Annotated in this window: 12 protein-coding genes; 11 read left to right on the top strand and 1 reads right to left on the bottom strand. The window is 36.1% G+C overall.

Annotation, left to right across the window (positions count from 1 at the left end; translation table 11 throughout):
• Positions 1-13: 13 nt before the first annotated feature.
• From PL77_RS10610 to PL77_RS10560, 11 genes are all read left to right on the top strand, one after another.
• Positions 14-1,828 (top strand): hypothetical protein, encoded by a 1,815-nt coding sequence (locus tag PL77_RS10610; protein ID WP_044204629.1) that lies wholly within the window; start codon positions 14-16, stop codon positions 1,826-1,828.
• A 3-nt stretch (positions 1,829-1,831) separates the two neighbouring features.
• Positions 1,832-2,554, top strand: a complete 723-nt coding sequence (locus PL77_RS10605; RefSeq protein WP_044204627.1) for a TIGR00730 family Rossman fold protein — start codon at positions 1,832-1,834, stop codon at positions 2,552-2,554.
• A gap of 274 nt (positions 2,555-2,828) precedes the next feature.
• On the top strand, positions 2,829-3,749 hold the full coding sequence (locus PL77_RS10600) for a lytic transglycosylase domain-containing protein (protein WP_044204625.1): 921 nt from the start codon (positions 2,829-2,831) through the stop codon (positions 3,747-3,749).
• 29 nt (positions 3,750-3,778) lie between these two features.
• Positions 3,779-5,095: a ribosome biogenesis GTPase Der gene (gene der, locus PL77_RS10595; RefSeq protein ID WP_044204623.1), complete on the top strand. Its 1,317-nt coding sequence runs from the start codon at positions 3,779-3,781 to the stop codon at positions 5,093-5,095.
• A gap of 161 nt (positions 5,096-5,256) precedes the next feature.
• Entirely contained in the window at positions 5,257-6,243 is a 987-nt protein-coding gene (locus PL77_RS10590; protein WP_044204621.1) for a M28 family peptidase, read from the top strand.
• 204 nt (positions 6,244-6,447) lie between these two features.
• Positions 6,448-7,125 carry a DUF2490 domain-containing protein gene (locus tag PL77_RS10585; RefSeq protein ID WP_044204619.1) on the top strand — a complete coding sequence of 226 codons (678 nt, stop codon included), beginning with the start codon at positions 6,448-6,450 and terminating at the stop codon, positions 7,123-7,125.
• Positions 7,126-7,273: 148 nt separating this feature from the next.
• Complete coding sequence (locus PL77_RS10580) at positions 7,274-7,837, top strand: Crp/Fnr family transcriptional regulator (RefSeq protein ID WP_044204618.1); 564 nt, start codon at positions 7,274-7,276, stop codon at positions 7,835-7,837.
• A 70-nt stretch (positions 7,838-7,907) separates the two neighbouring features.
• A complete protein-coding gene (locus PL77_RS10575; RefSeq protein ID WP_044204616.1) occupies positions 7,908-8,516 on the top strand; it encodes a short chain dehydrogenase in 609 nt (202 codons plus the stop codon).
• Positions 8,517-9,041: 525 nt separating this feature from the next.
• Positions 9,042-10,445, top strand: coding sequence for an RtcB family protein (locus PL77_RS10570; RefSeq protein WP_044204614.1), 1,404 nt, complete (start codon positions 9,042-9,044; stop codon positions 10,443-10,445).
• A 5-nt stretch (positions 10,446-10,450) separates the two neighbouring features.
• On the top strand, positions 10,451-11,101 hold the full coding sequence (gene prfH / locus PL77_RS10565; protein WP_044204690.1) for a peptide chain release factor H: 651 nt from the start codon (positions 10,451-10,453) through the stop codon (positions 11,099-11,101).
• Positions 11,102-11,380: 279 nt separating this feature from the next.
• Positions 11,381-12,355: a hypothetical protein gene (locus PL77_RS10560; RefSeq protein ID WP_156152316.1), complete on the top strand. Its 975-nt coding sequence runs from the start codon at positions 11,381-11,383 to the stop codon at positions 12,353-12,355.
• Between the two features lie 325 nt (positions 12,356-12,680).
• Here the strand turns inward: PL77_RS10560 and PL77_RS10555 are convergent, their stop codons facing one another.
• A complete protein-coding gene (locus PL77_RS10555) occupies positions 12,681-13,703 on the bottom strand; it encodes a YafY family protein (protein WP_044204608.1) in 1,023 nt (340 codons plus the stop codon).
• Between the last annotated feature and the right edge of the window lie 54 nt (positions 13,704-13,757).

Raw genomic sequence — 13,757 nt, 5'->3', positions numbered from 1 at the left:
AACCTAAAGAAAAGTGGAAGATCAAGACAATACAGTGGAAGAATTACATGAGGAACCCTCACACATTGAAGAAAAGAAACCCAAAAAGAGTAATAAGGGAATAATATTTCTGAGTATACTTATTTTATTGTTTGGGATTTTTGGATGGTGGACGCAATCATTACCTAAAACCCAATTATGGAAAACGTTGCCTGCTGGTGCTGGTGTGATTATAGGTACTTCAGATGTTTTGCATTTGTGGCAGGAATTGCATGCTTCGGAGTGGAATAGTGCTATTGAAGAGAGTTTGACCGCTAATCGAAAAAAGATTTGGAACAATGGAATATTGAACAACAGTTTTCTTCCTTTTTTCTTATCGGATTATCCAAGTATTGGTGCCATTTATAAAACGGAGAAAGAAGGAAGAGCTCAACTTTTGGCTATAGATTTAGGTTGGCAATCCAAATTGACTGATCATCTTCGTTTTATCATTGGTAAGAAATTTACATTGGAACAAAAGCAATTAGGAGAAGATGGTGAAGCGACCGTTTTGAAGAGAGGAACATCCAAACTAGGAATCTACTTTGTTTATAACAATCTACTTATTTTCTCAACGCATGAGACACTTGCCAAAAGGGCTTATGAAGCCTTGGAACAGGGAGGTGAAATGACAGAATTGGAAGTAGGAGCTTTTGAAGAAGGAAAATTAGCTGAAGTATGGATGAACCCTGATGCAATCTATACTTTATCAGAATCAAATTTTGTAGAACCTCAATTATCATTAAAAGGGATTGGACGACTATTGGGCGATCAACATTGGATGTGGACAGATGAAGGCTTGTCTTTAAGAGCTCAAATTGATACCAAAGAAAAAGGCTTTAAGTTAGAACCTGTATGGTGGATGTGGTCAGGAACGTCTTCCTCTAAAGAATTGTTGAATGTTATACCGACTCATATTTCTGTTGCATCTCATTGGGGAATGTCTACTAAAGTAAAAGAGAGAAGGGATGCATTGATGCGTGCCAATATTGCCCCTTGGCGAGCAATTGAAAATAGATTATCCATTTCTATTGAAGAAGATTTTGATAGCTGGGTAGGAGATGAAGCCGCTTGGATTAAATTAATGCCAAGTGAGTTGACAGGAAGAGACGGAGAAGTAATGCTTTTGAAAACGAATAATCCTGCTTTAGCTTCTGAAAAATTGAGAGCATTAAACGAAAAAGTAGAAGGGTTTACTTTAGAGCGATTTTCGGAATTAAAATATAGAGGCTTTGCTATAGGGTATATTGGGGTAGAAGAATTACTACCAAGAGTGTATGGAGATGCTTTTGATAGAATAAAAAGACCTTACTATACAGTGCTTGGGAACGCAGTTGCTTTTTCTAATCATCCAAAGTCATTGAAAAGAATGATTGATGCAAAGTTGGATCAAAGAACAATCAGTTTGGAAGATACAAAAATTCCAAAATCAGCCATGTATATATGGGGAAATGGAGGAGCTTTATATCAAGATTTACCACTTTGGATTGATAAAGATGGTCTTTCAAAAATGAAAAGTTACCAACCGTTGTTCGGTAGTGTACAAAGTTTTGGAATGGTATTTCTCCCAAGAGCAAAGTATCATGGGGCGTCTTATTTGAACTTGAATTATGGAGATGCTGCTAAGGAAAAAGTAACCTTGACCAAACGATTAAGAGAATTTCAAGCTGTTGATAATAAAAAGTATGAAGCCTATTTGGATGGAGTGAAAATGGATCATCAAAAAGCATTTAAAATTGCTTCTCCACTCAAGAGTGACGAAGACAATATGATAAAATTTCAATTAAATACAGAAACCGAAAAAAATTAGCTTATGTCAGAAGAAAATAAGAAGGAAGAGGAGAGAATAAGAGAGGCCTTTATTAAGAAGGATTGGTCTGAAATAAAAAGTGCCAACTCATGGGTGATCTTTAAGGTAATGGCCGAATTTGTAGATGGATTTGACAAGTTGGCGAAAATTGGTCCTTGTGTTTCTATTTTCGGATCAGCAAGAACTGCCCCTGATCACAAATACTATAAAATGGCAGAAGAAGTAGCCGGACTTTTAGTGAAACATGGTTATGGTGTGATTACTGGCGGTGGACCTGGTATTATGGAAGCCGGTAATAAAGGTGCTTCAGAAGCCAATGGTAAGTCGGTAGGTTTAAATATCGTATTGCCATTTGAGCAAGATGGCAACCCTTACATTGATAGAGATAAGATGCTGAACTTTGATTACTTTTTTGTAAGAAAAGTGATGTTTGTAAAATACTCTCAAGGCTTTATTGTAATGCCAGGTGGATTGGGAACTTTGGATGAGCTATTTGAAGCCTATACTTTAATTCAAACAAAGAAGATCGGACGTTTCCCGATCGTGTTGGTAGGAGTAGATTACTGGCAGGGCTTGATGGATTGGATTAAGTCTACATTGCTTGAGAAGGAAAAGAATGTAAGCCCAGAGGATTTAGACTTGATTCACCTAGTGGATACACCACAAGAAGCAGTGAAAATAATCGAAGACTTCTATGGGAAATATCTATTGTCTCCTAATTTCTAGAATTATAGTTCAACAAAATAATAATGAGGTTGTTATACAATAAATTAAGTATGGCAACCTTATTTTTTTTACCTTTGCACCTCTTTTGGGAAAAGATCAGTGAATATTGTAATACCCAAACAGGATATTTATTTCAAATAAAGGCCTGCAAAGTTTGATAAAAAGAAGGATTCTCTAAAGAATATTTGTTAACTAATGCATTTATATTCAGAACTTAAAGAGAATAATTCGACCTTTGTGAGTTAGTATCCATTATCGTGTTTCTTAAATCAATATGAAATCATTTTTATGGTTCCTTTTAGGAGCAATTTCCGTAGCACTGTTAACGTATGCTCCAAAATTTGTAAGTCCGAAATCAGAGGTAGTTACAGAAAAAGTGATTGTGAAGGAGTTGGAAGCCAACAGTTATGAGCTACCAATGCCTGAATCCTTTTCTTTTTGTGGTGAAAAAGTACCTCTTGATGATCCAGACGTTTATGAAAGGTTCGATAGAGAGTTGTATGTGAATTCTTATTGGCATTCGCATACGATTTTGGTATTGAAAAGAGCGGAGAGATGGATTCCTAGAATTGAAGAAATCTTGAAAGAGGAAGGTATTCCGGATGACTTTAAATATCTTTGTATTATAGAAAGTGATCTGATGCTGAACGCTCGCTCTTCAGCAGGAGCAGCAGGTTTCTGGCAGTTTATGCCTTCAACTGCAAGGGAATACGGATTAACGGTCAACAAAGAAGTAGACGAACGCTACAATGTTGAGAAAGCAACAAGAGCAGCGTGTGTTTACCTCAAAAAAGCCAAAGAAAAGCTAGGGACTTGGACATTAGCAGCGGCGGCGTATAACAGAGGACCGAGTGGTATCGCAAAAGCCCTCAAAGATCAGAAAGTAAGCAGTTACTATGATCTGTTATTAAATGAAGAGACTTCAAGGTACATGTTCCGTATCCTAGCCTTGAAAGAAATCATGTTGGAACCAGATAAATATAGTTTTGAGCTTTCGACACATCAGTTATATACTGAGGAAGCCATTAAAACTATGAAAATAGATACATCTATTCCTAATCTCGCTTCTTTCGCAAAAGAACAAGGAATAAATTATAAGATCTTAAAACGCTATAATCCATGGTTGAGGTCAAATAAGTTGACCATTAAACGTGGAAAAACATATATCATTACGCTACCGAAAGTGTTAGGGTAATTCGAAGTTTTGAAAAAGGTAAATTCTCAATGAAGAAGAATACAAATATTGTCGCAATTGTAGGTAGACCAAATGTTGGTAAGTCTACATTATTTAACCGTCTTGTTGAACGTCGTGACGCTATCATGGATAATGAAAGTGGTGTGACGCGTGATAGACATTACGGAAAGGCCGAATGGACGGGAAAAAATTTCACTGTAATTGATACAGGTGGATATGTAGTAGGTTCAGAAGATACATTTGAAGGAGCTATCCGTGAGCAAGTTCAAATCGCTATCGACGAAGCTTCTGTATTACTTTTTGTAGTAGATGTGGAAACAGGTTTAACAGACTTAGACCGTGATTTTGCTGATTTATTACGTAAAAGTGATAAGCCAATTTACTTGGTAGCCAATAAAGCAGATACTTCAGAGAAAGTAATGCACGCTTTTGAATTCTATGAATTAGGTATGGGTGAGCCTATGGCTATCGCATCAGCTTCAGGTTTTGGAACGGGTGATCTTTTAGATAACGTAGTTTCACATTTCCCTGAAGAAACTGAGGAAGAGGAAGAAGAAGAAATTCCAAGAATATCAGTAATTGGTAGACCTAACGTTGGAAAATCATCATTAGTAAACTTATTACTTCAAAAAGAAAGAAGTATTGTAACTGATGTTGCTGGTACTACAAGAGATGCTGTAGATGCAGTATATAAAGCGTATAATAAAGAATTCATCTTAACAGATACTGCAGGTCTTAGAAGAAAGACGAAAGTAAATGAAAATATTGAATTCTACTCTGTAATGCGTACCATCAAAGCGATTGAAAGATCAGATGTCTGTATCGCTATCTTGGACGCTACAAGAGGTATTGAATCTCAAGACTTAAGTATTATCAACCTTGCTTTGAAAAACAAGAAGGGTGTGGTAATCATGGTCAACAAGTGGGATTTGATCGAAAAAGAAACAAATACAGCCAAGGAATTTGCAGAAGAGATCCGTCAGCGTTTAGGTGGCGCGGCTTACTTGCCAATTATCTTTACTTCGGTACATGAAAAACAACGTATTTCCAAAGTGATCGACAAGGCGATCGAGGTATACGAAAACCGTAAGATGAAGGTCATGACTTCTGTATTGAACGAGGTATTAGGAAAAGAGATCGAACGTAGACCACCTCCATCACATAGAGGGCATCACATTCAGATCAAATACATTACGCAGTTGCCAATTCACACACCGGTATTTGCATTCTTCTCTAACTATCCAAAACATGTGAAAGGTCCTTATAAATCTTTCATAGAGAATAAAATTAGAGAGCATTTCGGTTTTGAAGGTGTACCAATGGGTATTGTATTCAAAGAGAAATAAGCAATAGCTTAAATAGAAAAACTGCTTTGGTTGAGAGATCAAAGCAGTTTTTTTATGTCATATTTTTAACTGATGCATTCAAAATAGGTGACTTTGACTATTTATATTACCTTTGGGAACCAAGAAAAAATATAAATTTTTTAGTGTAATTTTCTATACTCATGTTTAAGCAAAAAATTATTATTGCCGTGTTGAGTTGTTTATCATTATTTTCATGTGGAAATAACGAAAGCACTTCTTCAACGACGTCAACAGTAAAAGATAAACCTATTCCAACTTTCAATGCAGACTCTGCTTATCAATATGTTCAAGCACAAGTAGATTTTGGGCCAAGAGTACCTAATACAATGGCTCATGATATGTGTGGGTCATTTTTAGCAAGTGAATTGATACGTCATGGTGCGACTGTAATTGAACAACCTGTTTATGTCCCAGCTTATGATGGTACGACGTTGAACGGTACAAATATTATCGGTAGCTTTTTCCCTGAACAAAAAACAAGAGTTTTATTAGCCGCTCACTGGGACACACGTCAAGTGGCGGATCAGGATACTGTTGATCAACATGAGCCAATCTTAGGAGCGAATGATGGAGGTAGCGGTGTTGGTGTTTTATTAGAACTTGCACGTCAGTTAGGTTCTTCGAATTTGAAGCCTGAAGTAGGTATTGATATCATTTTCTTTGATGTAGAAGATTACGGTAGACCAGCATTTGCAGAAGATCAGTCGGGAGATTCTGGATATTGCTTAGGTTCAAAATACTGGGCAGAAAACCCTCACGTAGAAGGTTACCAAGCTTATTACGGCATTCTTTTAGATATGGTGGGTGGTAAAAATCCTACTTTCTTAAAAGAAGGTGAATCAAGACAGTATGCTCCAAGAATTGTCAGAAAAGTATGGAAGACAGCTGAGCGTAAAGGTTTCGGTGGGTTGTTTGTCAATCAAGACGGTCCTCAATTAATGGATGATCACGTATATGTAAATCGTATCGCAAGAATCCCAATGATTGACATTATCGATCTTGACCCTACGGGACAAAGAACATTCTTCAAGCACTGGCATACGCATCAAGATAATATGGATGCAATCAGCAAAGAATCATTAAATGCTGTTGGGGTAACTTTACTCCAAGTATTATATAACGAATAAGGGATTTATATTCTCAATTCAAATGAAGCTACTTTAATCGGTTAGATTGGAGTAGCTTTTTTGTTGGTTTTGAGCCATGTATTGTAAATGTTTATTGATAAATGCTATAATTATTATCTTTTACATTGTGTTATATGAATATAATGTGAATTTTAGGTTAAATTTGCTTTAAGTTTAAACTAAACCTATTTATAATTTACAGAAATGAAGAAAAAGCTAATTTTTATCTTAACTCTATTTATCAGTCAATTCTCCTTCGCACAAGACAATCCATCTCTAGGGTCGTGGTATGTCTACAATGGCTTTTATCAATTAAGCCCTAAATGGGAATTATTCTTTGAAAGCCAGGTGAGAACGTATGAATTTGCATCAGACGCACAAAGCTTTTTTGTACGTCCATTTTTGAGTTATTCCGTAGATAAAAATTTACAAATTGGATTAAGTCAGGAATATCATTCCAATTGGTCAGAGCCATTTGATGGCCAATCAAAAATCAATAGTAGTGAGTATAGAACTACCTTGCAGGTGATCAGTAAACAAGCATTTGGCAGGGTTCACCTTCAGCATCGCTACAGATATGAATTGAGGTCTATTGAAGGTGACTTTAAAACAAGAGCCCGATATAGATTACAGATGGGTATTCCATTAACCAGTAAGGTCATGGAGAAAGGCGTTATCTTTACCACTTTTGGTAATGAGATTCTAGTGGATGTAACACCAAGTGCACAATTGAATCAAAACCGTGCTTACGCTATGTTAGGATATCAATTGACACCTACATTAAACCTTCAGTCGGGGTATATGTATCTGTCAAAAAATGGTCATCCTAATGAACATAGATTTCAACTGTTTATTACTCAGAAACTGAAGTTCTATAATTAGAAATTGAAGAATGATAAATTGAAAATAGTAAGATTTAAGGCTAATTCAACTTCCATTGAGTTAGCCTTATTTTTATACCTTTTATTTGAAGTTTATGCTTTAAAAGTGCTTCTTAGTCAATTATTAATCCACACAAATAGTTGCTGTTATGAGAGAGTACCTTGAAGCTTTTGATTTATTTACCGAAGAAGAAATAGATGAATATTTAGCACTTACTACAACTAGAAAGTTGAAGAGACATGAATTTTTCATTCAGCAAGATGAGGTGTGTGACAATTTATCTTTTGTGAAATCAGGGGTATTTCGATCCTTTTATTATTCAAATAATGAGGAACAAATTACTTATTGCTTCACTTTTCAAGACAGTTTATTGATGGCTTACTCTTCCTTTATTTCAGGTAATCCATCCAAGGAAAACATGCAAGCAGTGAGTGAAGCAGAGATTATTTCTATTCCTAAAAGTGAGTTGGACCGACTTGCTGAAACAAACCTAAAATGGCTCAAATTTTTGAAAATTATAGCCGAAAAAGAATATGTTGATCTAGAAAATTGGATTTTCGATCATCAGAAAGATAAAGCCCAACAAAGGTATTTAGATCTTATAGCCAAACACCCCAATTATATACAAGAAGTTCCTCTTCAGCATATCGCTTCCTATTTAGGAATTACACAGAGGCATTTGAGTAGAATCAGAGCGTCCATTTCTTTTTAGACAAATGTCCTAGAACGCCCTCCTCGAAGAACGATAAGTTTGCATATCGTTTAATTTAAATAGAACAATTATGAAAACAGTAATTCTTATTGGAGCAAATGGAAAAATGGGACAGGCGGCGTTGACAGGGCTTGGAAAACATAAGGTGATAACAGCAGGCCGTTCATCGGATAACTTAGATTATCAAGTTGATATTACAAGCGAGGATTCATTGAGAAAGCTTTTTGAAGAAGTAGGACATTTTGATGCAGTGGTCAACACAGTAGGTTTTTGTGAATACGCCAATTTCACTGAAATGACCGAAAAACAGTGGATGACCACTATTACAAGTAAAATGATGGGACAAATTAATGTCGTTAGAATCGGTCAAGAATACATTGCGGATAATGGTTCTTTTACACTGATTACTGGTATTTTGAATATAAAACCTATCCCATTTGCCATAGCAGATGCGACGACAAGTGGTGCTATTGATACTTTTGTAAAATGTGTTGCTCATGAAATGCCAAGAGGTATTCGAGTGAACTCTATTAACCCTACTGTTTTGGAAGAAGCATGGGATGTTTATGGAGAGATGATGCCAGGTTTTCAACCTGTACCAGGCAGTTTAGTTGGTAAAGCATTTGAGCGTTCTGTTGATGGATTTATTACAGGGCAAGTACTTTACGTAGACGCTTAGCATTTGCATCAGTAAGTGGTATAAAGTAATCCTTCTTGAATCTTTTTTGAAATTTATTTTTAGAAAAAATTGAAGGGTTGTAAAATAGCTAAAATAGGAGCTAGAAGGGTCATTTAGGTGGTTTTTTCAGTTTTTATTTTAGCTGTTTTTTTTCTGTAAGAAACAGATTTTCAAATGCTCCCTTGAGTGGGAAATTTGCATTGCTGACTTTTTTTCAATTACCTTTGTGATCGTAAACACACAATTCACTCTAAAACTAAAAAAAGGAGGGTATCATGATGTTGGTCTTTAATTTACATATCGAATCGTAGACTGAAATTCAAAATTTCTTGATGTTTTGAATTCCGCCATCTTTATCAAAAAGCATGGCCTAATCTCTATATCAGTCTATCACCATTTTAATTTAATTTTTTCTGTCAGGTTTTTAAGTACATACTTAATCCTGAATCACTGTATACAATTGTTTTTTACATAAAAAGTAATACAATATTAATTACAGTGGGTTGATTTGTATATCAAAAAATTATGGGCCAACAGAAACTGAAGGGTAAACACCTTCGTGCCATTCAATATGCTTCGAATAAAGCCATTAGTCTTGCTGTTCAAATAATGGCGAAGCATTATAAACATACCTCAATGCAAGATCAATTAACGTTGCTTGAGGACATCAAAAACAATTATTCGAAATACTTGGAAGATGAAGTACTATCACCAATTGCCAAAGTATTTCAACCAGAAATTAATGTTCAAAGAAAGCAAGTAGAACTCTTACCAGAAGCCAAAGATTTTAACGTTTTCGGACGCCAACATATCAGTAGCAATGCCTATCAACAAATGCGATGGGCGATGAAACTACCGGTAGTGCATAGTGGTGCCATGATGCCGGATGCTCACCAAGGATATGGCCTTCCAATCGGAGGTGTTTTAGCGACCAATAATGTGGTCATTCCATACGGTGTGGGAGTAGATATTGGTTGCCGAATGAGCTTGACGATCTATCCGCTTCCAACAAATTTCTTAAAGCGATATGAGTACCAAATCAAAAAAGCCTTAAAGGAATATACCAATTTTGGTACAGGCGGAGAATTGGGTATTACTCAGGAGCATGAAATTTTGGACCGAGAAGAATTTTTAGCAACACCATTATTGCGACAGTTACACGGAAAAGCAAGGAGACAATTAGGTACTTCAGGTTCGGGAAATCACTTCGTGGAATTCGGTACTGTAATGCTTCCTACTGACAATCCTTTTGATTTAGAAGGAGGTGAATATGTCGGACTACTTGCCCACTCAGGTTCGAGAGGGTTAGGAGCTACGGTTGCCAATCATTACACTTCCATTGCAAAAGAAAAATGCCTTCTTCCTTCACCCACTCAAAACTTGGCGTGGTTGGATTTGAATACCCAAGAAGGACAGGAATACTGGCTTTCAATGAATCTGGCAGGAGATTACGCCAAAGCTTGCCATGATCAAATACATTATCACTTGGCAAAAGCTTTAGGAATTAAAGCTGTAGCGAAAGTAGAGAACCATCATAATTTTGCTTGGAAAGAAAAGCAAGCGGATGGAACGGAATGTATTGTGCATCGAAAAGGAGCAACCCCAGCAGGAAAAGGGGTATTGGGCATCATTCCAGGTTCCATGACCGCCAATGGCTACATCGTCCAAGGAAAAGGGGAAAATGCTTCTCTTCAATCGGCTTCTCATGGTGCAGGCCGTCAGTTTTCTCGATCAAAGACTAAAGAAAAAATAACGGGAAGTCAACTCAAAAAAATCCTTCAGAAAGAACAAGTAACATTGATTGGAGGAGGTTTGGATGAGGCACCAATTGCTTACAAAAACATTGAAGAAGTGATGAAAAGCCAAACCAGTTTAGTAGATGTAGTGGGGACATTTTCTCCCAAAATTGTTCGAATGGATAAAGCGTAATGAAGATGGGAAAGAGTAATTCAGAATTATTTATTCAGATCACCTCAGGAAGAGGTCCGGCTGAATGTTGTTGGGTAGTCGCTAAGCTTTTGAAAGAAGTATTGGATGATTTAAAATCAAAAAATATCAATCATCAAGTACTTTCTAGGTCAGAAGGTCCTTTGCATCATACGATCAGTTCAGTGCTTATTAAAGTGACTGGAAATGATTTGGAAGAGAAGCTAAAGGAATGGAAAGGAAGCATTCAGTGGATAGGCAAAAGTCCCTTTAGGAAGTTCCACAAACGCAAGAATTGGTTTGTTGCCATTGATTTTTTCCAAGAGAAAGTGGTCGAAAAATTGAATACCAAAGACCTGCAATTCCAAACATTCAGAGGGGCAGGTCCTGGTGGTCAGCATCGAAATAAAGTGGAAACAGCCGTTCGTGTCATTCATCTTCCAAGTGGTATTAGTGTGGAAGTCTCGGATGGAAAATCTCAGCATCAGAACAAGCAAAAAGCATTGGAGAAGATGAAAGAGAAGTTTGAACTTTTACGCCTTGAACAAACCAAAGAAAAACTGGAACAGCAATGGGTGAATCATCTAGCCTTGGAAAGAGGTAATGCGGTGAAGGTTTATAAAGGAACAGAGTTTAGAGAGGTAAGAGGGATGAGGTAAGAGATGGTTCTTTAATGTCTGTTCGAAGTCAGGAGACTTCGCCAATATTTAGTTTCAAGTGACGCTCACGCTTAACACTTGAAACATGGAGCTAGAGAACCACAAAATAAAGCAATCTAACACGATTAAAATTTAAGAATTATGTTTTTCAAATTAATGATCAAAAAATAATGATGGATAAAGTAAACCCAACACCGTTGAGTCTATCACCTCATTAAACAGGAAGCAGAGTACTGATTTGGTGAGGATTGGACTCCCATGTCTTGACGGGCATAAAACATGAAGTCCAAATTGCAATCACAAATCGTTATGCAAACCGATATATTAGAACTTGTTCTAGCATCTACAGATGTGGAACAAAACTATTTTCCATATAAAAAAGAAGAATACGTACGTCATTTTTTAGAAATGGCCATCGCACAAAACCTTAATTCAAAATCTACGCTGAAGAATAGTGCTTTTGAATTTTTATTGAACAAACCTGCTTTTAATCGTTTAACGGCTAAAAGTGGGAATGCACATTTTTCGAAGGAGAGTTTAGCTTCAGTAGAGGAAGAAAGTTTGAAATATTTTAAAGTCACTTTAGACCGTTGGGGGGAATATGAGAAGCATCGAAATGATGATTGGTATCAAACCTCATTACCGGGTGAAAACTTGGTTCTTCAGCTGAATTTTGATTTTGAACACGACTTACTTTACAGGAAGAACTTTAAGGTGAAAAAGTGGCATCCATTTGTAAGTTACTGTCATCCGATATCGAAAAAGAACAATACTATGGCTTGGTCGAGGATCGATTTTAATTTAGATACAGGAGAAGCTTTTATAGAAGAAATTCAGAATGATTGGTTAAGAGATGCTTTAAGTATTCATCGAAAAATAAAATCAACACCAGAGAAAAAACAGAAGAACCATTGGATCACAGATTATGTTTCTTTGGAAGGTTTAGATCGATACATCACATCATTAAAAGAGTACAATCAATATTGGTCTGAAGCCATGCTGATGTGTTCTATTCATTTTCTATTGAAAGAAATTGGAGTGGATAAAATCTATTATCACACTTTTGAAAGTGGTAATTATTTTAAGAAGTTAGAGGATTGTCGACCTCCAAAATCATTGTATACCAAGCTTCCTCAGAAGTTTGGTTTCAAGAAGACACAACAGTTTCCTCTGTTTTGGAGAGAAGAGCAATTTCTAAAGAAGAGAATTCGGAATTTCGAAGGTGAAGTTTTTTGTTTTGATTTTAGAAGTTAAATAAGACCCCCATAAATTTTAGTGATTTGAAGTTTATGGGGTTTCTTCATTTTAATCCCTCTGGCGCAAGTGTTAAGCCGACAGGCGTCACTTGTGTCTAACAATCGGAAAAGTCTCCAGACTTCCGAATCAACATAAGGAAGGAACAGATAAGATAGGAAGACCAAATTTTATAAATCCTTTCCCTTGTAAATCAAATGGTTTGTAGGGTAGGGAGTCAACAGACTCCTTCAAAATATAGACACAAGTGACGCCTCCGGCTTAACACTTGCGCCAGTGAGTAACCCATCACTTGCACCCGTTGTGGGATTTAGTGAATTGAGGTTTATGAGGTTTCTTCATCTTGATAAAGCTCCAATCCTTTCAAAAGTATTTTTTTCATTTTATTCCTTAATTTAAAAGGGGCTAACACCTCAAGTGATGCTCCAAACTCTAAAAGAAGACGTTCCAATTCGTAATTAACATGGACTGTTATTTCGACAGTAATACTACCATCCTTTTCTTTGCTAAGGACTTTTTGAGAATGATGTAAAGGCTTGGTGACGACATAAGGAGCATTTTTTCGATCAATTTTTAATTGAATGGTTTCAACATATTCGGCAGGGTGAACAGTGACGCCGATTGTATTTTTATAATATTCATCCCCATCAAATCCGTCATTATTATAGACTTTTTCAAAATCATAATTGATATTGATAATTCGGTCTAATGCTAATGTTAGGATTTCACGTTTTCTTTTTCTACCAATCACAAACCATCTATTGTTGTATTCCTTCAAAATATAAGGAGTGAGGTTAATGGATGAAGGCACTCTTGAAGTAAAAGATTGATACTCTATCACTAGACAAACCTTTTTAAGAATCGCTTGATATAAAGTATCCAAATGTTCAAGCCCTTTTAAACCTTCATTTTTATCTAAATGAATAATAGCATTTTGATCACTTTTTTCGCTGTAGACCTTGTCTTCCAGTCTTTGTATAATGCCATTTAATTCAGAAAAAAGAGAGAAATCTTTGAACTGTTTGAGCATTTCTACTGATTCAGAAAGTACGCTCATATCATTTTCAGTCAAAGGAATATTGGTGATGGAATACTCCTCATCTTCATATTTATAATACTTTCGATCATAAACTATAATAGGAGCATTATAACCGAGTTTATCACTTCTCATCATTTGAATATCCAATTGAATACTCCTTTTACTCACATTAATATCCCTTCCCTCGTATTCAAAAAGAGCTTCCGAGCATTCTTCAATCAAGTCATTCAAAGTCCATTTTCTGTACTTATTCTGAAGACATTTGTCGATGGTTTTATATCGGATTAGAGCGTTTTTATTTTGTGCCATAAAATAAAATTAGAAATTATTTACAACTACGCAAAATGATTGCGTAGTAGCCTT

Source organism: Flammeovirga sp. OC4 (genome assembly GCF_000812565.1).
Classification (GTDB): Bacteria; Bacteroidota; Bacteroidia; order Cytophagales; family Flammeovirgaceae; genus Flammeovirga.
The sequence above is the reverse complement of the archived record's forward strand: the minus strand, read 5'-3'. Positions and strand labels throughout refer to the sequence as shown.

What these genes read in the sequence shown, in the direction of transcription:
- PL77_RS10600 (WP_044204625.1), top strand. Translation starts at nt 2,829, where the DNA reads ATGAAATCATTTTTATGGTTCCTTTTAGGAGCAATTTCCGTAGCACTG.
- PL77_RS10580 (WP_044204618.1), top strand. Translation starts at nt 7,274, where the DNA reads ATGAGAGAGTACCTTGAAGCTTTTGATTTATTTACCGAAGAAGAAATA.
- der (WP_044204623.1), top strand. Translation starts at nt 3,779, where the DNA reads ATGAAGAAGAATACAAATATTGTCGCAATTGTAGGTAGACCAAATGTT.
- PL77_RS10590 (WP_044204621.1), top strand. Translation starts at nt 5,257, where the DNA reads ATGTTTAAGCAAAAAATTATTATTGCCGTGTTGAGTTGTTTATCATTA.
- PL77_RS10560 (WP_156152316.1), top strand. Translation starts at nt 11,381, where the DNA reads ATGAAGTCCAAATTGCAATCACAAATCGTTATGCAAACCGATATATTA.
- PL77_RS10575 (WP_044204616.1), top strand. Translation starts at nt 7,908, where the DNA reads ATGAAAACAGTAATTCTTATTGGAGCAAATGGAAAAATGGGACAGGCG.
- PL77_RS10585 (WP_044204619.1), top strand. Translation starts at nt 6,448, where the DNA reads ATGAAGAAAAAGCTAATTTTTATCTTAACTCTATTTATCAGTCAATTC.
- PL77_RS10555 (WP_044204608.1), bottom strand. Translation starts at nt 13,703, where the DNA reads ATGGCACAAAATAAAAACGCTCTAATCCGATATAAAACCATCGACAAA.
- PL77_RS10605 (WP_044204627.1), top strand. Translation starts at nt 1,832, where the DNA reads ATGTCAGAAGAAAATAAGAAGGAAGAGGAGAGAATAAGAGAGGCCTTT.
- PL77_RS10570 (WP_044204614.1), top strand. Translation starts at nt 9,042, where the DNA reads ATGGGCCAACAGAAACTGAAGGGTAAACACCTTCGTGCCATTCAATAT.
- prfH (WP_044204690.1), top strand. Translation starts at nt 10,451, where the DNA reads ATGGGAAAGAGTAATTCAGAATTATTTATTCAGATCACCTCAGGAAGA.